At 65.1% G+C, this 18,054-nt stretch carries 19 protein-coding genes; 12 read left to right on the forward strand and 7 right to left on the reverse strand.

The features are described 5' to 3' along the window. Nucleotides 1–148 precede the first annotated feature (148 nt). The gene (locus VGN68_RS10135; RefSeq protein ID WP_327476338.1) at nt 149–766 is read left to right on the forward strand and encodes a hypothetical protein; all 618 of its coding nucleotides are present in this window, start codon (nt 149–151) and stop codon (nt 764–766) included. Here the strand turns inward: VGN68_RS10135 and VGN68_RS10140 are convergent. Continuing rightward, complete coding sequence (locus tag VGN68_RS10140; RefSeq protein ID WP_327476340.1) at nt 732–1,619, reverse strand: helix-turn-helix transcriptional regulator; 888 nt, start codon at nt 1,617–1,619, stop codon at nt 732–734. The two genes, VGN68_RS10135 and VGN68_RS10140, sit on opposite strands and share 35 nt — an antisense overlap. A gap of 121 nt (nt 1,620–1,740) precedes the next feature. Between VGN68_RS10140 and VGN68_RS10145 the strand changes: the two genes are divergently transcribed. The 4 genes from VGN68_RS10145 (at nt 1,741) to VGN68_RS10160 (ending at nt 4,239) form a co-directional block, all read left to right on the forward strand. Then, nucleotides 1,741–2,514 (forward strand): SDR family oxidoreductase, encoded by a 774-nt coding sequence (locus VGN68_RS10145; protein ID WP_327476342.1) that lies wholly within the window; start codon nt 1,741–1,743, stop codon nt 2,512–2,514. Nucleotides 2,515–2,781: 267 nt separating this feature from the next. Beyond that, nucleotides 2,782–3,384, forward strand: a complete 603-nt coding sequence (locus tag VGN68_RS10150) for a hypothetical protein (protein ID WP_327476343.1) — start codon at nt 2,782–2,784, stop codon at nt 3,382–3,384. After that, the gene (locus tag VGN68_RS10155) at nt 3,311–3,919 is read left to right on the forward strand and encodes an RNA polymerase sigma factor (protein ID WP_327476344.1); all 609 of its coding nucleotides are present in this window, start codon (nt 3,311–3,313) and stop codon (nt 3,917–3,919) included. The genes VGN68_RS10150 and VGN68_RS10155 overlap by 74 nt, the downstream gene beginning before the upstream one ends. Then, nucleotides 3,916–4,239, forward strand: a complete 324-nt coding sequence (locus VGN68_RS10160; RefSeq protein WP_327476345.1) for a hypothetical protein — start codon at nt 3,916–3,918, stop codon at nt 4,237–4,239. The genes VGN68_RS10155 and VGN68_RS10160 overlap by 4 nt, the downstream gene beginning before the upstream one ends. Here the strand turns inward: VGN68_RS10160 and VGN68_RS10165 are convergent. From VGN68_RS10165 to VGN68_RS10175, 3 genes are all read right to left on the reverse strand, one after another. Beyond that, nucleotides 4,236–4,955, reverse strand: coding sequence for a hypothetical protein (locus tag VGN68_RS10165; protein ID WP_327476347.1), 720 nt, complete (start codon nt 4,953–4,955; stop codon nt 4,236–4,238). The two genes, VGN68_RS10160 and VGN68_RS10165, sit on opposite strands and share 4 nt — an antisense overlap. A 2-nt stretch (nt 4,956–4,957) precedes the next feature. After that, nucleotides 4,958–6,169: a toxic anion resistance protein gene (locus VGN68_RS10170; protein ID WP_293699123.1), complete on the reverse strand. Its 1,212-nt coding sequence runs from the start codon at nt 6,167–6,169 to the stop codon at nt 4,958–4,960. A gap of 79 nt (nt 6,170–6,248) precedes the next feature. Next, the gene (locus VGN68_RS10175; protein ID WP_327476352.1) at nt 6,249–7,244 is read right to left on the reverse strand and encodes a bile acid:sodium symporter family protein; all 996 of its coding nucleotides are present in this window, start codon (nt 7,242–7,244) and stop codon (nt 6,249–6,251) included. Between the two features lie 344 nt (nt 7,245–7,588). Here VGN68_RS10175 and VGN68_RS10180 point away from each other — a divergent pair, with 344 nt between their 5' ends. Both VGN68_RS10180 and VGN68_RS10185 read left to right on the forward strand, forming a co-directional pair. Beyond that, nucleotides 7,589–8,236: a 5'-methylthioadenosine/S-adenosylhomocysteine nucleosidase gene (locus tag VGN68_RS10180; RefSeq protein WP_327476354.1), complete on the forward strand. Its 648-nt coding sequence runs from the start codon at nt 7,589–7,591 to the stop codon at nt 8,234–8,236. Then, entirely contained in the window at nt 8,233–8,874 is a 642-nt protein-coding gene (locus tag VGN68_RS10185) for a D-Ala-D-Ala carboxypeptidase family metallohydrolase (RefSeq protein ID WP_327476356.1), read from the forward strand. Before VGN68_RS10180 ends, VGN68_RS10185 begins: the two co-directional genes overlap by 4 nt. Here VGN68_RS10185 and VGN68_RS10190 read toward each other — a convergent pair. Genes VGN68_RS10190 through VGN68_RS10200 form a run of 3 tightly spaced genes read right to left on the reverse strand, consistent with a single transcriptional unit; the run spans nt 8,861 to nt 11,884 of the window. Further along, complete coding sequence (locus VGN68_RS10190; protein WP_327476358.1) at nt 8,861–9,868, reverse strand: cytochrome d ubiquinol oxidase subunit II; 1,008 nt, start codon at nt 9,866–9,868, stop codon at nt 8,861–8,863. The two genes, VGN68_RS10185 and VGN68_RS10190, sit on opposite strands and share 14 nt — an antisense overlap. Continuing rightward, nucleotides 9,865–11,250: a cytochrome ubiquinol oxidase subunit I gene (locus VGN68_RS10195; RefSeq protein ID WP_327476360.1), complete on the reverse strand. Its 1,386-nt coding sequence runs from the start codon at nt 11,248–11,250 to the stop codon at nt 9,865–9,867. The genes VGN68_RS10190 and VGN68_RS10195 overlap by 4 nt, the downstream gene beginning before the upstream one ends. Continuing rightward, complete coding sequence (locus VGN68_RS10200; RefSeq protein ID WP_327476362.1) at nt 11,237–11,884, reverse strand: GbsR/MarR family transcriptional regulator; 648 nt, start codon at nt 11,882–11,884, stop codon at nt 11,237–11,239. Before VGN68_RS10200 ends, VGN68_RS10195 begins: the two co-directional genes overlap by 14 nt. Before the next feature lie 184 nt (nt 11,885–12,068). On the opposite strand from VGN68_RS10200, the gene typA reads away from it, so the two are divergent. The 5 genes from typA (at nt 12,069) to VGN68_RS10225 (ending at nt 18,024) form a co-directional block, all read left to right on the forward strand. Then, the gene (gene typA / locus VGN68_RS10205) at nt 12,069–13,901 is read left to right on the forward strand and encodes a translational GTPase TypA (protein WP_293699104.1); all 1,833 of its coding nucleotides are present in this window, start codon (nt 12,069–12,071) and stop codon (nt 13,899–13,901) included. Between the two features lie 242 nt (nt 13,902–14,143). Beyond that, the gene (locus VGN68_RS10210; protein ID WP_327476365.1) at nt 14,144–14,656 is read left to right on the forward strand and encodes a hypothetical protein; all 513 of its coding nucleotides are present in this window, start codon (nt 14,144–14,146) and stop codon (nt 14,654–14,656) included. A gap of 112 nt (nt 14,657–14,768) precedes the next feature. Then, a complete protein-coding gene (locus VGN68_RS10215; RefSeq protein ID WP_327476367.1) occupies nt 14,769–15,197 on the forward strand; it encodes a hemerythrin domain-containing protein in 429 nt (142 codons plus the stop codon). A gap of 119 nt (nt 15,198–15,316) precedes the next feature. Further along, a complete protein-coding gene (locus VGN68_RS10220; RefSeq protein ID WP_414713037.1) occupies nt 15,317–17,647 on the forward strand; it encodes a TonB-dependent receptor in 2,331 nt (776 codons plus the stop codon). Between the two features lie 74 nt (nt 17,648–17,721). Beyond that, on the forward strand, nt 17,722–18,024 hold the full coding sequence (locus VGN68_RS10225; RefSeq protein WP_327476371.1) for a DUF3297 family protein: 303 nt from the start codon (nt 17,722–17,724) through the stop codon (nt 18,022–18,024). Nucleotides 18,025–18,054 lie beyond the last annotated feature (30 nt).

Raw genomic sequence — 18,054 nt, forward strand, 5'->3', positions numbered from 1 at the left:
GCGCGAAAGGATCAAACGACAGACCATCCAATATCGGCGCTTGCAGCACCGAAAGCTCGCCGCCTAATATCAATCCCCAGACGAGGCCCGCTCTCCACTAATTTACGCCGCGATCTGCGCCAAATGTTCTGACGACGGACACGAACTGGTGCGGTGGGCGCGGAATGAAGCAAGGGAGCGCGACTGGCGGCTCGTCGTCGATTCGATTCGTCCGATTACCCAGATGATGTGGGCCGCCGCCGATGCCGACAAGCGCGCGCGTTTCCTGCGCCACCTGCGCCCGTTCTGGGACGTTCATCGCCACCGGCTGGCGCCCGAAGTCGCCGACCGCATCGACGCGCTGGTCGCCTCGGGCCAGCTGCGCTTCCGCGCCGGCAAGATCGCGGGGGTGACGGTCAGTCCCGACGCGCTTGTCGTGGCGTGGCGGCCGCGCGGCGAAGCCGATCTCGTGACGACGCGGGCGGCGCGGATGATCAACTGCACCGGGCCGCAGGGCGACCTGCTGCGCTCGTCGGATCCGCTGGTGAAGCGCCTGCTTGGCGCGCGGCGCATCCGTCCCGACACGCTACGGCTGGGGCTGGACATTGACCGCGACGGTCACGTCATGGATGCCGCGGGCAAACCGTCCGAACATATTCTCGCGATCGGGCCGATGACGCGAGGCGACTTGTGGGAAGTCGTGGCGGTCCCCGACATTCGCAGCCAGGTCAGCGCCCTCGCGCGCCGCCTGGTCAACGCGCATTGGACGGGGGGCGAGGGGCTATAGGCGCCACGCGATAGCGCGATGGCGGCATGCCAAACCGCCGTGCAAAGGCCGTCGCAAAATGACTGGGCGTGGCAAAGCCGGTAGCCAGCGCGACCTCGGTGACCGGTTCGGTGGTGTTACGGAGCCGCCGGGCCGCGTCGTCGAGCCGCATGCGCATCACATATTGCCAGGGCGAGAGGCCGAACGCCTGCTGGAAAGCGCTGGTGAAACGGCGAACATCCATCCCGACGAGCCCCGCCAGCACGTCAAGACTGTGGCGGGCGTCGAGCTGCCCGCGGATCGCGTCGGCGAGCAGGACCCGGTCGGACGCCGACAGCTGACGGCGCCGCGGGCTTTTGGTGCCAGGCCCATAGTGTCGGCAAATATGCCATTCCAGCGCGTCGCCGAGGGCGCGCGCCGCCATCATCGACAGATCGTCATTTGCACCGCGCAAGAGGTGCGCCAACCGGGCTGTGGCGTCGAAAAGACCATCGTCGCGATACTGGACGCGCGCAGCAATCGGCGCATCGTCCAGCAGTGCGGTCGGCACGCGGAACTCGACGAACTCGGCCCGTTCGCCCTGCGCCAGCGCCGCATAGCGGCACGCCGCCGGGATGACCCAGACATCGCCGCGCGATGGCAGTGCGTTGCCCGACGGCCCAACCGAAAACTCGCAGGCCATCCGATCGAGTTGTCCGCCCAGATGGACAACGACGATGTGGTGATCCTCCTCGAAGGCCCAGTCGGTCGGGCGCGCCAGATTTTCGGTCGCGGCCAGGACGCCCAAATGTCCAATCTGCGCCTGATGCCGTGCGACCACGTCGCGCTGGGAGCGCGGCCGGATCCCGTCCCATATCTGTGCGGCTTCGGTCAATCGCCCACCTCGCGAGTCCCCACGACTCGTCTTGCCCAAACCGAAAACTGCGCCGGAATTGGAAAGCGGACAAGGTGAAAGCGTCCTATCCTCTGGAAAACAGACCCAAAGGAGATATTTGATGGCGGATCACAGCATTCAAGGAAAAACCGTTCTGATCGCGGGCGGCGGCAAGAATCTGGGCGGCCTCATCGCCCGTGACCTTGCCGCGCATGGGGCAAAGGCGATAGCGATCCACTATAACAGCCCCGCCTCGGCGGCCGAGACCGAGGAAACGCTCGCGGCGGTTCGTGCCGCTGGTGCCGAAGCGGTCAGCTTCCAGGCCGATCTCACGTCTGCGGCCGCGGTCGAAAAGCTCTTCGCCGACATGATCGCCGCGATCGGCCGTCCCGACATCGCGATCAACACGGTCGGAAAAGTGCTGAAAAAGCCCTTCACCGAGATCAGCGAGGCCGAATATGACGAGATGACCGCGGTCAATTCAAAAACCGCCTTCTTCTTCCTGAAAGAGGCGGGCAAGCATCTGAATGACAATGGCAAGATCTGCACCCTGGTGACCTCGTTGCTTGGCGCGTTCACGCCCTTTTACGCGGCCTATGCCGGCACCAAGGCGCCGGTCGAACATTATACCCGCGCGGCGTCGAAGGAATTTGGCGAACGGGGCATTTCGGTGACGGCGATCGGGCCGGGGCCGATGGATACGCCCTTTTTCTATCCGGCGGAGGGCGCCGACGCTGTGGCGTATCACAAATCGGCGGGCGCCCTGTCGGCCTTCTCGAAAACCGGCCTCACCGATATCGAGGATATCGTGCCCTGGATCCGTATGCTGGTGTCAGAGGGTTGGTGGATGACCGGCCAGACGATTCTGGTCAACGGCGGCTACACGACCAAGTGACCCCTCCCGGCGGGCGGCGGTTGCCGCCGCCCGCCGCTGTCAGGGCGATCAGGCGGCGACGCCGGTCCCCGAGCAAAAAATCTTCCTCTCCTGCATCCACTGCCGGACGCCATGCCGTCTAGCTCATGATCGGCCCTTGCGCCTGTCCGGGCGACGGCTTCGCGCGGCGGTTGATATGTGCTCCCCGGTGCAGTTCATCCCCGCCTTGCGGGAAGCCGTCGCCTGTGGTTTCACCATGCCGGTGCGGTATGACGGAGAGAAATGTCGATGGATTTTTTGATTGCCGCTGCGGCCGCTGCCGCGACCGTACCCGCCCCTGCGGCGACGCCGCCCGCCCCGACGACCGTATCGGTTCCGGTCGCGGAATCGATCAGCGCCGAAGATATCGCGGCCTATATCAGCCCGCGCGAGATCGCATCCTACCTGCCCGCTCCGCCGCCGACGACCGAACTGGTCGCGGTGGCTGACAGCTTTTTCGACCTGCTCGAAAATGTCACGGTCGTGGCGCTGTTTTCCGTCGGCTTTTTCCTGCTGGCGCGGCTGCTCCATGCGTGGATGCTCCATCGTTCGATCCGCCGCGCGCTCGAAGCCAAATCAGACTCGGTCGGCCCGCTGATCGAAAAGCTCAACAAGCCGTATGAGCATGTCGGCGGCAGCCGTGAGGTCGAGGCGCCGGGCGACGACCGCAACGGGCTGGTGCTGCTCGCGATCGGCCTCGCGATGGCGGGTTTCGGGCTGCTGCAGGGCAGTGAACAGATCATCCGCACCGCTGCGGGCGCATCGCTCTTCCCGATCTTTGTCGGTATCGCGCTGCTCGTCCGCCGCCGCCTCGCGCGCGCCGCGGCTGCCGAGGAGCGCACCGCTGCGTGATGATGGGAGCGCCGAAGAAGATTGGGCTCTCAACCAGCGGGTTGCCGGGGGGGATCGTGCCGCTTTCCAGCTCCTCGTGCTGCGGCACGAAGGGCGGTTGCGGGCGTTCCTGGCGCGCGCCGCGGGATGCGACGCCGACGATCTGGCGCAGGAAGCCTTTGTCCGCGCGTGGCAGCGTGCGGGCGATTATCGGGGGCAGGGGAGTTATGCGGCCTGGATCATGGGGATTGGCTGGCGGTTGTTTCTCGACCAGCGTCGCACTGCGCGGCGACGCGAAGGGCTGGCGGGCCGCGATGACGACGCGCCGACGTCGACCGATCCGCGCGGCGCCAGCGACGCGGCGATCGACGCCGACCGCTTGCTCGCTGCACTCTCGCCGCAGGAACGCGCCGCGCTTACCCTGTGCTTCGGCCACGGTTGGTCGCATGGCGAGGCAGCCGAGATCATGGGGGTGCCGCTCGGCACGCTCAAATCCTTGGTCTTGCGCGGGCGTGCCAAGGCGCAGAAGATGACCGGCGAAGGAGCGGACGCATGACGGCCCCGAATCATACGGACATCGATGCAATGCTGACCGCGATGCTTGCGCCGCCAATGCGTCCGGGCGACCGCGCCTTCACGCTCCAGGTCGAACGCGCGATCGAGGCCCAGGCCGCCTACGCCCGCGCCCGCGCGCGCTTCTGGCGCAGCTTCGCCTTCGAGGCGCTGGCGGTCGGCGCGCTGCTCGCGGCGCTGTGGCTGCTGTCATCGGCGCCACTGCTCGCGCCGCTGGCCGGATCGGCGCACTGGGGACTCGCGCCGCCGCTGCTGCTGATCCTGCTGCTGTGGTTCGGGACGCAGCGCTGGCGGAGCGCCTAGCTGGCGGGCGAATCCTCGCCGTCGATGCCCTGATACTTCAGCTGCAGATAGCGCTCGCGCGTCGCCAGCTTGTCGAGCTCGCCCGCCGCTAAGCTGCGCGCCGCGCTGCCGATCTCGGCTTCCAGCATCTTGAGGCCACCGACGAGCGTCTCATCGGGGGTGCGCCCGGCATGGGCTTCGCCGCGCAGTCCCGCGGGGATGCGCTGATAGCCCGCAACCAGCTCGGGCAGATCTTCGCCGACCAGTTTGCGGATGTTCGCCGCCGCGGGTTCGCTGGGGTCGAGCGTCTGGAGCTGCGGCGCGAGCAGGTCGAGCTGCACCCCGATGCCATCGACCAGCGTCCGCGCCGGAGCGGGCAGCATCGGGCGCTGCGCCTCCAGCCAGATTTCGGTGCGTCCGGCGAGCTGCTTCAAATCGGTCTTGGGGAGGTCGGCTTGGCGCGGTTCGGGAAAGGGAGCCCGCCCGAACAGCACCGCGACCCCGATCAAAAGCACGGTCAGCGCGAGCAGACCGACAAAGCCCAGCGGCTGAACCAACAGCCCGAACACCGCGGCGCCGAGCAGCACGACACCCGCCGCAACCAGCACCCGCCCCAGTTTCTTGTACAGATGCTGGCGGCGCAGCGCGACGCTCTTGGTCCCGATCGGGCGGCGGCGCTCGCGCGACCGTTCGATCGCCGATGCCGCCGACATCCGGACCTTGTCGACCTCGCTCATCGTCATCCTTCGAGCGACGCGAGCGGGCTGTCGGCGCCGCCGACGCTCGCCTGCGCCTGGCTCGCACCCTCGGCGCGCGCGATATAGCCCTTCGACTTGGCGACCTCGCCCTCCAGCGTGTTGACCGTCGTCTTCATGCTGTCGAGCGCCTTCAGCTTGAAGGTGTCGATCGCGTCCATCGTGTCATAGATATTCTGGAACGCGCGTTGCAGCGTCTCCATCGGAATCGTGCTCGACGCCGCCTGCTCATGGATGCGCGCGGTGTTGTCCTTCAGCATCTTCGACGTGCCGTCGATGATGTTGGCGGTGGTGGTGTTGAGCGCGGTGATCTGTTCGAGCACCAGCTTCTGGTTGGTCATCGCCTGGGCGACGGTGATCGCGGTTTTCAGCGCCCCGACGGTGGTGGTCGACGCGCGCTCGACGCCCTTCACCAACTCGACATTATTCTTCTTGACCAAATCGAGCGCCAGATACCCCTGCACCGTGACCGCCATTTGCGTCAGCAGATCCTGCGTCCGCTGCCGCGCATAGAAGAGCGCATTTTCGCGCAGCACCTTGGCCTTCGCCGGATCGACCCCGTCGAGTTCGGCGGCCTTGTCCTCCAGCTTGCGGTCGAGCGTCTGGGCGATGTGGACCATCTGCTCCAGCTTGCCCATCGCCTCCCACAATTTGCGGCGTTCGACGTCGATGGCGGCATTGTCCATCAACAGCTCGTCCTTGCCGTTCGCCAACGCGGTGAGCACGCTCGAGATATGCGACTGGGCGCTGCGATATTTGGCGAAATAATTGGTGACGCTGCTGCCGAACAATTTGTCGAGCAGGCCGCGTTTCGAGATCAGCTTGCCGTTCGCGGACGGGTCGAGCCGCTCGACAGTGTTCCTGAGTTCGATCAGATTTTGGCCGATGTCGGTGTCGCGGTCCATCGCCTTGATCGGGCGGTCGAGGAAGCGGTTCGACTGGTTCGCCGCTTCCAGCATTTCCTTGCGGCCCATATTGGTGATCTGGTCGACCTTCTGGCCGAACGCCGGCGAGTTGACGTCCTGCGCGACGAGGTCGTCGATAAAGCCATCGACGCGTTCCTCCAGCTTCGATTTCTGCTCGCCCGACAGCGGCACCAGCCCTGCGGCTTTTTCGGGCGCCACCGCCGGAACGGGGTCGGGCGGGGTCAGCTTCAGCTCGTCGGTTGTGGTTGCCGTCGCGGTCTGCTCGCTCATTCGTCTTCCTTCCAGCCCCCAGAGGTCCAATACGGGTCTGCCCGCTCTATATGGCATGCAGCACTGTGTTATTCAAGCATTACACTTGATCGGCGCGGTTCAATGTCGGCGCGATCCACGCCGACAGGATCAGCTGCGCCATGTGATAGACCAGGATCGGGACCAGCACCATGCCGGCGATCGCGGGCGGGAACAGCGTTGCCGCCAGCGGCGCGCCGACCGCGATGCTCTTTTGCGCGCCCGCGAACAACAGGGTGATGCGGTCGGGCCGCGCGAGTTTGAGCAGCGCACCAAAAGCCCATGCGCTGCCGAACGAGAGCGCCAACAGGATGGCGACCGCGCCGAACATGATGCCAATCTCGCGCCCATCGAGCTGATCCCAGATCCCCGCGACCACCGCAGCCGAAAAAGCGACATAGACCGCGACCGCGATCGCGGTGCGATCCATGATCGTTGTCAGCCCCTTGTGCGCCAGCACCCAAGGGCGCAGCCAGCGCTGCGCCAGCTGGCCGACGATGAACGGTAAAAGCAGGATCGCGACGATCCGCAGCGCCGCCGCGCCGCTGATCTCCCCCGCGCTGCCCGCGAGCGCCGCGAACAGCAACGGTGCGGCGATCACGCCGACCAGGTTGAGCAGCGCCGCCGCGACGACGCTGGCAGCAACATTGCCTCCCGCCATGCTGCTCGCCGCAGTTGCCGACTGCACGGTCGAGGGCAGGATGCCGAGGAACAGGAATCCGAGCGCGAGCGTGGCGGGCAGGAACGCCGCGGTCGCCAGCTGGGCGCCGAGCCCAAGCAGCGCCATGAAACCGAAGCAGAAAAGCAGCGCGCTGCCCTGCAATTTCCAGTTGCGGATGCCATGCAGCACCTCGTCGCGGGGCAGGCGGACGCCGTTGAGAAAGAACAGCAGGACGATCGCTGCGGTCGACACCCCCTGTGCAATCGGCACCGCCGCGCCGCGCACCGGCAGCAGGCTGGCGAGCAGGATCGTCGCGAGCAGGATGGGGACAAAGCGGTCGGGGAAGATGCGGGCGAGCATGGGAAGGGCGATGGCGGGGTGAGGCTGGTTTGGCAAGAATATGATCCTCCCTGTGGCGAAGCCATGGGGAGGTGGCAGCGCGAAGCGCTGACGAAGGGCCGCGACTCAGCCTTTTGAAGCGATCGTTGCAAGGCGCAAGCGGAGACGCAGAGACGCGGAGGGAGATCTCCAAAACCGTTTGCCCTGAGCTTGTCGATGGGCCGTCCTTTCTTTTCGACGCCTCAGAAAGAACAATGCTTCGACAAGCTGAGCACGAACGGAGATGAAACCGTCTCTCCGCGTCTCCGCGTGAACCAAAGAAATCTCCGTTTCCTTCGTGTCCCTGCGCGATTCTCGTCATCAAGGCTGGCGATGATCGCCACGCCCGCTAAATCCACCCTATGAACCTTCTCATCCTCGCCGCCCTCCCCGAAGAAGCCGACGCCCTGTTCCCGAACACCGGCACCCCCGAACTCACCCCCATCCCCATCCGCCGCCTCAACGCACACAACCACGATCTCACCATCGCCACCTGCGGTCTCGGCAAGGTCAACGCCGCGCTCGCCACCGGCTTGCTCGGCCCAGTTGCCGACCTCATCCTGATGACAGGCACTTGCGGCGCACTAGGCGCCGCGCCGGGCGCCTACTGGATCGCCGAGGCGCTCCAGCATGACTATGGCGCGACCCACCCCGGCACCTTCCGCCGCTACCGCGCCGGCGACTGGCCGATGGGGGAGCCGGGAGAAGCCCATTTCCCCGCCATGCCTGACCCCGGCCTCGGCCTGCCCCACGCGCGCATCGCCAGCGGCGACAGCTTCGTCGCCTGTCCCGCCGCCGCCGCCGACCTCGCATCGCTCGGCGCGACGCTCGTCGATATGGAGGTCGGCGCGGTGGCGCAGGCCGCGGCACGGCTGGGCAAGCCTTGGGGGGCGATCAAGGCGGTGACCGACGAGGCCAATGACGCCAGCGGCGGCGATTTTGAGGCAAATTTGCGGCGCGCGGCGCGGACGGCGGGGCAAGCGGTCGAGCGGCTGGTGGCGACGCTGTGAGGCGCTGGCTCGTTGCCGCGCTCTTGTTTGCGATTGCGGGGGGTGCGGCGTTCATCTTGCTGACTCGGTCGTTCGTGCCGATCGCGCGTGTCGAGGGTGAGCGCGACGCCGATCTGTTTACAGCTTGGCGCACAGGCGCCGTCGAAGCGGATGTCGCCGCGATTGAGACCTATTTCCGGCGCGAAGGCGTTGGCGACGTGTTGCCGCTCGCCGATATTTTGCGCAGCGACGCGCGCTGGCGCAGCTGCAAGGCGGGCCAGCCCTTTGCTGTTCCGCCGCGTCGGCTGTGGTCGGCGATGGTCCCGACCCTGCGCTATATTCGCGACGAGCTGGTGCCTGCAACCGGACCGGTGCGGGTCGTATCGGGCTATCGCGATCCCGTCGCCAACACTTGCTTCAAAGGCGCGAAGGCCAGCCGCCATCTGCGGTTCGCGGCACTCGACCTAATGCCGATGCGCCCATTGTCGCGCAAAGAGCTGATCGCCAAGCTTTGCCCTCTCCACGCCCGCACCGGCGCGCGTTTCGGCGTCGGCCTCGGGATTTACGGTATCACGCGCTTCCACATCGACACGGCGGGCTATCGCCGCTGGGGTGCCGATTACAGCGGCGCGTCGTCGCCGTGCCTCACTCATAGCTGAGGTGCGTCGCCTTACCCCGAAAGATCCAGTGCGACAGGATCGAATATCCCAAGATTACCGGCAGCACGAACAGCGCCCCGATCAGGATGATGCTCAGCGCCTCGGGGCTCGCCGCGGCCTGCCAGATGTCGAGTCGGTCGGCGATCAGATAGGGGTAGAAGCTGTAGGCGATGCCGACAAACCCCAAGGCAAACAGGATGCCCGCGATCGCCAGCGGCACCCAGCTCAGCTCGTCCTTCGCCCGCAAGGGCCGGCGCAGGAAGATCGCAAGGCCGATAAACAAGGTCGCCGCCGCGATCGGGATCGGCAGCAAGGCGATAATTTCGGGCAGGCGGAACCAGCGGTCGAAGATGCGCTCCGACAACAGCGGCGTCGCGATCGAGATGATCGCCATCGCCAGCGCGGTTGCCCACAGGCTGATTTCGGCCCAGCGCACCGCGCGCTTCTGCAACTCGCCCTCGACCTTGTAGATCAGCCAGCACGCGCCGACGAACACATAGCCCGCGACCAGCCCGAGCGCCGCGAGCAGGCAGAACAGCACCGCGGCCAGACTCTGGTCGAACCCCAGCACATAAGCGCCCAGCATATAGCCCTGACACAGCGCGGTGAGCAGCGACCCGGCGAAAAACGCATGGTCCCAGCGCTGCTTGTGCTCGGGCGGCGCCTTGGCGCGGAACTCGAACGACACCCCGCGCAGGATCAGCGCGACCAGCATCAGCACCACGGGCAGGTAAAGCTGGGTCAGGATCAGCCCGTGCGCGACCGGAAAGGCGACCAGCAGCAACCCGATACCCAGCACCAGCCAGGTTTCATTGGCGTCCCAGAACGGCCCGATCGACGCGACCATCAAATCGCGGTTCTCGTCCTTCTCCAGCCGCGTCAGCATCCCGACGCCCAGGTCATAGCCGTCGAGGATGACGTAGAGCAGGATCGACAGCCCCATCAGCCCGGCAAAAATGACCGGCAGCCACCAGGGATCGATGAACGGGGTCATGCCGGTTCCTCCTGCGGGGCGGCGGGGCCGGGGGCGATGGTGGGCACCGGGAACATCGGCTTGTCGTTCGGCGCCGCCTTGCCCAGCCGCGCGAGGCGATAGAGCACCGCGATATAGGCGGTGAGCAGCACCGCATAGACGACCAGATACAGCGTCAGCGAACTCGCGACCATCGCGCTGCCGACCGGGCCGACCGCGTCGGCGGTCTTGAGTACCCCGGTAACCAGCCACGGCTGGCGGCCGATTTCGGTGACATACCAGCCCGCGAGCGTCGCAACCCAGCCGCTGAAGGTCATTGCGACCAGCCCATAGGCCAGCCAGCGCGGCATCGCATCGACCCCGCGGCGGCGGATCGTCCACGCCGCGAACCAAGACAGCGCCAGCATCGCGACCCCGATCCCGACCATGATCCGGAACCCCCAGAACAAGGGTCCGACCGGCGGGTGATTGCCTTCATAATCGTTGAGGCCGGGAACGACGCCCGCCGCTTCATGCTTCAAAATCAGGCTGGCGCCCGAGGGGATGGCCACTTCCAGATGATTGGTGCGCGCCTTTTCGTCGGGGATTGCGAACAACACCAGCGGGACGTGGCTGCGCGTCTCCCAATTCGCTTCCATCGCTGCGACCTTTTGCGGCTGATGCTCCAGCGTGTTGAGCCCGTGCAGGTCGCCGACGAAAATCTGCACCGGGATCAGCAGCGCCGCGGCATAGACCGCGGCCTTCAGCGTGCGCCGCACGCCTTCGCCGCCGCCGTCCTTCAGCCAGCGCCACGCCGACATCCCCGCGATCAGGAAGGCGACGGTCAGTGCCGAGGCGATCAGCATATGGATCAGCCGGTACGGCATCGACGGGTTGAAGATGATTGCCCACCAGTCGGTGGCATGGACGACGCCATCGCGGATCTCATAGCCGACCGGGGTCTGCATCCAGCTGTTGAGGACGATGATCCAGAAGGCCGACAAGGTTGTGCCGCCCGCGACGAGCAAGGTTGCCATCGTGTGGACCCAGTTGGGGACACGGCTGAAACCGAACAGCATGATGCCGAGGAACACCGCTTCGAGGAAGAAAGCGGTGAGCACTTCATAGGCGAGCAACGGCCCCGCGACATTGCCGACCTTTTCCATATAGCCCGGCCAGTTGGTGCCGAACTGGAAACTCATCGTGATGCCGGACACGACCCCCATCGCAAAGCTCAGCGCGAAGACCTTCACCCACAATCGGTACGCGTCCATCCACGCCCCGTCCTTGGTGCGGTTGTACGCGAGCTTGAAGCCGAGCAGCGCCCAGCCGAGCGCGATGGTGATCGTCGGGAACAGGATGTGGAAACTGATGTTCGCGGCAAACTGGATGCGCGCGAGGATCAGCGGATCAAGGGTGTCCATTGTCGTTCTCCGTTGCGGCCGGCGTCTTGCCGCGGCCCAGCATGCGGTCCTTGAATTCAAGCGCCTTCACGACGCGCTCGCCTAGGCGCAGCAGCTGAAGCAGCCGTTCATTGTCGAGCCGCCGCATCTCGGCATACCAGTCGGTGAGCAGCTCGATCTGTTCGTGCATCGCGGCGATGCGTTCCTGCGCAAAGCGATCCGACGCGTCGGTCGCGGGCTCCATCAGCAACGTCCGCAACGTCGTCAGCGTCGGGTCGATCTCGCGCTTCTTGCGTTCCTCGACCAGGGTCCGGAAGATTGCCCACACGTCGCGCGGGGTCTCATAATAATCGCGCCGGTCGCCCGGGACATGGCGGAGTTGGACCAGGTTCCAGCTCGCCAGCTCCTTCAGTCCCATCGACACGCTGCCGCGCGACAGGCTCAGCGCCTCGCTGATCTCCTCGGCATGGCGCGGCGCGTCGGCGAGGAACAGCATCGCATAAATCTGTCCGACCGTGCGGTTGATCCCCCAGCGGCTCCCCATCTCGCCGAAATGCAGGACAAACGCCTGCGCAAGCGGGGAGAGCCGGAACGGCGGGGATGGGGCGGCCGCTGGAGAAACCGGGCGCGAATCGGGGGCGGGGGACAAATCCATGTCGGCGCTATATACGGTAATTTCTAAAGTTTCAATAATTATTGAAACTTTGCACCACCGGGATCACGCTACGCGGCACCTTCGCCAACTTCGGCAATCATGTTGCGCCGCAGCACCCATTCTGTTAGGGGCGCGGCGTTTCGCGGCGCTTCCGGCGCAGCCCCCTCCCATCAAGGCTCTCCGCATGTCTTTGCGCAATATTGCGATCATCGCCCACGTCGATCATGGAAAAACCACCCTCGTCGACCAGCTGTTCCGCCAGTCGGGTACCTTCCGCGACAACCAGCGCGTCGAGGAACGCGCGATGGATTCCAACGACCTGGAAAAGGAACGCGGGATCACCATCCTGGCGAAGTGCACCAGCGTTGAATGGGGCGAGGGCGCCGACCTGACGCGGATCAACATCGTCGACACCCCGGGCCACGCCGATTTCGGCGGTGAGGTCGAGCGGATCCTGAGCATGGTTGACGGCGTCATCCTGCTCGTCGACGCCGCCGAAGGCCCGATGCCGCAGACCAAGTTCGTGACCGGCAAAGCGCTCGCGCTCGGCCTCAAGCCGATCGTCGTCGTCAACAAGATCGACCGCAGCGACGCGCGCGCCGCCGAAGTGCTCGACGAAGTGTTCGAACTGTTCCTGACGCTCGAAGCCAATGACGAACAGCTGGATTTCCCGATCCTCTATGCCTCGGGCCGCGGCGGTTACGCGTCAGAAGATCCCGAAGCGCGCGAAGGCACGCTGGAGCCTTTGTTCAAGACCATCGTATCGCACGTCCCGACCCCCGGTCTGCCCGAAGACGGCCCGTTCACCTTCCTCGCCACCCTGCTCGACCGCGATAACTTTATCGGTCGCATCCTGACCGGCCGCGTCCAGTCGGGGACGATCAAGGTCAACCAGCCGATCCACGCGATCGACATGGACGGCAAGGTCATCGAAACCGGCCGCGCGTCGAAGCTGCTGGCGTTCCGCGGGCTCGAGCGCGTTCCCGTCGAGGAAGCCCGCGCGGGCGACATCGTCGCGATCGCCGGCCTGGCGCTGGCGACCGTCGCCAACACCATCGCCGACACCAGCGTGAGCGAGCCGATCGCCGCGCAGCCGATCGATCCGCCGACGCTGTCGATGCGCTTTGCCGTCAACGATTCGCCTATGGCGGGCCGCGAAGGCACCAAGGTCACCAGCCGCATGATCCGCGACCGCCTGTTCCGCGAAAGCGAAACCAATGTCGCGATCCGCGTCACCGAAAGCGCCGACAAGGACAGTTTCGAAGTCGCCGGCCGCGGCGAGCTGCAGTTGGGCGTGCTGATCGAAACGATGCGCCGCGAAGGCTTCGAACTCGGCATCAGCCGCCCGCGCGTGCTGTATGGCGAGGACGAGAATGGCAAGCGCACCGAACCCTATGAAACCGTCGTCATCGACGTCGACGACGAACATAGCGGCACGGTGGTCGAGAAGATGCAGGTCCGCAAGGCCGACCTGACCGACATGCGCCCGTCGGGCGGCGGCAAGACGCGCATCACCTTCAGTGGCCCGTCGCGGGGCCTGATCGGCTATCATGGCGAATTCCTGTCCGACACGCGCGGCACCGGGATCATGAACCGCCTGTTCGAAAAATATGGCCCGTACAAGGGCAATATCGCGGGGCGCCAAAACGGTGTGCTGATCTCGAACGGCAATGGCGAAGCCGTCGCCTATGCCCTTGGCCCGCTCGAAGAACGCGGCATCCTGTTCGTGTCGCCCGGTGAGGCGCTGTACGAGGGCATGATCATCGGCGAAAATGCCAAGCCCGACGATCTGGAAGTCAACCCGATGAAGTCGAAGCAGCTGACGAACTTCCGTTCGACCGGCAAGGACGACGCGATCCGCCTGACCCCGCCGCGCCGCATGACGCTGGAACAGGCGATCGCGTATATCGACGACGACGAAATGGTCGAAGTGACGCCGAAAAACATCCGCATCCGCAAGGCGCTGCTCGACCCGCATGAGCGCAAGAAAGCGTCGCGCAAGAAGGAAGCGGCATAAGCCATTCTTCAAGCGCGTCGGCGGCGCGCTTGATTTCCTCGCCCGCAAGCAGCACGATCTGATCGCGCCAGCGGCGGGGAGCTGTCCACCGCTTGGGCCGATACACGTCCGTCCTCCGCATCGGATGGCGCGCCGTCTCTGGCGTCAAAAATCCTGAATGACCTAGTATAATGCGGCGGCGCTGCGCTTCACAATTCGGCCGCAATTTCGCACGACCAGACGGTCGTACGGAGGGCCGATCGATGAATATGTATAAGCTGCCTGTGGTGTTCGCCTTATTGTCATGCGCTGCACCGCTACATGCCCAAACAATTGGCGGCGCGGCATCGCCAGCCGGCCTTGCCAATCCAATCACCATGGGCGGCTTTGTCGGCACACGGGTCCGAATCCCGCTGGGCGGCGCCAAAGACAGCGACAAGCGCGTCCGCGCCAGCTTGACAGTGGCGCCGATCCAGCATCGCGAAGGCGACCAGCTGAGATCGCCGACATGGCGGATCGGCGAAGGGCTCGACTTCGGGTTTACGAGCGATCGGGCCGCGCCGCATGTCTCGCTGGCGGGCCGCAGCCTGACCCCTGCGCGCTATGCGCCCGGCCGCGATGCCGCGCACGCGGGCCGCTCCAATCTTTCGGACGGCGGGACCGCCGCTGCCGTGGTCGTCGGCCTGGTCGTGTTGGTCGGCGGCGGCCTGTTGCTTGCATTGGCGGAAGCTGGCGACCCCGATTCCTGCACGCCGGGTGAATGCGACAATAACTAGGATGCCGATGCGCGGCGTTGACCTGCGCAGCGATAGCTAATGCGCGTTTACCGTCTTTTCATAACGGACCCTTAGGAGAGCGCTGAAGGGACCGGTTTAAGAGAGGCGATCCATGCCCATTGGTCCCGAGATGCGCCGCCTGCGCGCCGAACATGCGGCACTGGCGACATTGTCGCGGCTTTTGCTGGACCTGGTCCGCGCCCCCGAAGAGCCGCGCCCGACCGAGCTGGCGTCGGTGCGCGGGATGCTGCGTGACACGCTGCTGCGACATTTGAAGTGCGAGGACTGGATCCTCTATCCGCGATTGAAATCGAGCGGCAATGCCGAGGTCGTCGCGATGGCGGGCGAGTTTGTGCGCGAAATGGGGCATATCGCGCAGGATTTTGCGGCTTATGACGCGAAATGGACCGCCGAGCGGATCGCCGACGACTGGCCGGGCTTCTGCAGCGAGACCGAGGCCGTGCTGCACGTGCTGGGAATGCGGATTGAGCGCGAAAATTGTGATCTGTATCCCGCCGCCGAGCAGCTGGATTTCATGTGACCGCAAAGCTTCTTTTTACCGTCATCGCTGCGTCATGCCTTCGCCGCGGTGCAGCAATATCGCCTCCCTAAAGCCCCCGCGACCACCGCGCCATTTCGGCGACGGGACAAGGGGGATAAATGATGACGAGCAAGTTCAGGAACCACCTGCGGGCTGGGGCCGCCGTAATGGTAGCACTGGCGGCGACGCCGGCGTTTGCGGTAGAGACAGCTGAAGCGGCGGCAGCCGATGGGGACGATGTCGCGGAAATCGTTGTGCTGGGACAGGGGCAGGCCCGCCAGGTGCAGGAATTGGGGGCCGCCGACATCGCGCTCGAAGTGGCGGGGATCAGCCCGCTGAAAGCCATCGACAAGCTGCCCGGGGTCAATTTCCAGTCGGCCGATCCGTTCGGCACTTATGAATGGTCGTCGCGTATTTCGATCCGCGGTTTCGCGCAGCAGCAGCTGGGCTTTACGCTGGACGGCGTGCCGCTGGGCGACATGAGCTATGGCAACCACAATGGCCTGCACATCAGCCGTGCGATCATCAGCGAGAATGTCGGGCGGGTCGAAGTGGCGCAGGGCGCGGGCTCGCTGGGCGCGGCGTCGTCGAGCAACCTCGGCGGCACGATCGAATTTTACGCGCGGGACCCCGCCGAGACCTTCGGGGTCGAGGCGTCGGGCACCTATGGCAGCGAGGACACCAAGCGTGCGTTCGTGCGGATCGACAGCGGCGCGATCGGTGCGAACGGGCCGCGGCTGGCGCTGAGCTATGCCTGGCAGGATGCCGATAAGTGGAAGGGCGACGGCGTCCAGCGCCAGCATCAGGTCAATGCGCGGATCGTCCAGCCGGTCGGCGACGGGAAATTCTTTGGCTTCGTCAATTATTCGGACCGCGCCGAGAATGACTATCAGGATCTGAGCGCCGAAATGATCGACCGGCTGGGGTATCGGTGGGACAATTTCGCCAAGGATTGGGACACTGCGGTGCAGGTCGCCAAAGTCTATCAGAACCAGGTCGCGCGCGCCGCGTTCAACACCGGGGTCGCCAACGGCTCGCTGCCACTGGACGCCGTGTTCACCGCCCTCTATGCCGGGGTTGGCGAGGCGTTTCCGGCGCCGGTCGCGACAGTCGACGACGCTTATTACGACGCCTCAGGCCTGCGCAAGGACTGGCTGGCGGGGGTCGGGGTCGAAGCGCCGCTGAACGACTTCTGGACGCTCAGCGCGATGGGATATTACCATGGTAACGAAGGGCGCGGGCTGTGGTTCACGCCCTATGTGACGACCCCTGGCGGTGCGCCAATCACGATCCGCACCACCGAATATGAGATCGAGCGTTATGGCATCGTCGCGAGCAGCCTGTTCACGATCGGCGACAACCAGATCGAGCTCGGCATGTGGTACGAGGACAACGACTTCAATCAGGCGCGGCGCTTCTATGGGCTGGCCGACACCGCCGGCGCGCCGAGCCGCGGCAGCCTGAAATTCCCCAAGGATCCACTGGCGACGCAGTGGGAGTTCGATTTCAACACCCAGACGCTGCAATATCATGTACAGGACACGCTCGACCTAGGGCAGGTGCAGATCAATGCCGGGTGGAAGGGACTGCGCGTCACCAACCTCGCGACGCCGATCGTGCGCGGCGGCTTGGCGGCGGGGCGGACGCAAGCGAAGGACTGGTTCCTGCCGCAGGCGGGCGTGCTGTTCCGGGTCAACGACGATAATGAGGTCTTTGCGAGCTACACCCAGAATATGCGCGCGTTCGAAAGCTCGGCCACCGGCGGGCCGTTCGCGACAACGCAGGCGGGGTTCGACGCGCTCGACCTGAAACCCGAGACCTCGACCACTTATGAGCTGGGTTTCCGTACCAAATCGCCCCGGTTCCAAGGCGTGATCGCGGGCTATTATGTCGATTTCAAGGATCGCATCATCGCCTTTGCCAATGGCTCGGGGATTCAGGGCAACCCGGCGATCCTGCAGAATGTCGGCGATGTCCGCTCGTGGGGCGTCGAGGCGGCGGGGACGTTCCGCGTCACCCCCGAACTGTCGCTGTTCGCCTCCTATGCGTACAACAACTCCGAATATCAGGACGATGTCGTCAACGCCGCGGGGACGACCGTCGCGGCAACCGCGGGCAAGACGGTGGTCAATTCGCCGCGCCATCTGGCGAAGGGCGAGATCACCTGGGATACCGGCAGCTTTTTCGCCCGTGTCGGTGCCAATTACACCGGCAAACGTTATTATTCGTTCGAGAATGACGCCGAGGTTGGCGGCTTCGTGATCGTCGATGCCAGCATCGGTTACCGGCTGAACGAGCGGATTTCGGTGCAGGCCAACGCAACGAACCTGTTCGACAAGGAATATGTGTCGACGATCGGCACCAATGGTTTTGCCAACCGCGGCGACAGTCAGACCCTGCTCGCGGGGGCGCCGCAGCAGTTCTTTGTGACGGTAAAGGCGGGTTTCTGAAAACCCCCTTTCCATTGACGATGGTGGCGCGGTCCCGCTAGGGCCGCGCCATCATTTTTTCTGGAAGTAGCATCATGACCGATACGCCCCCCGACCATATGTCGACCAATCCGCGCTCGCCTCATTTCGACATGGAGGTGCTCCAGCGCGGCATCGGCATCCGCTTCAAAGGCAAGGAGCGCACCGACGTCGAGGAATACTCGATTTCCGAAGGCTGGATCCGCGTCGCCGCGGGCAAGTCGAAAGACCGTTTTGGTCAGCCGATGACGATCAAGCTGTCGGGCGAGGTCGAAGCGTGGTTCGAGGATGTGGCGGCCGCCGCTGAGGGCGACGCGCCCAAGGATGCGGGCAAGGCTGACAAGGGCGACGACGCCTGACTTTTCCCCTCCCGCAAGCGGGAGGGGGAC

This window comes from Sphingopyxis sp. (assembly GCF_035998965.1).
Lineage (GTDB): Bacteria > Pseudomonadota > Alphaproteobacteria > Sphingomonadales > Sphingomonadaceae > Sphingopyxis.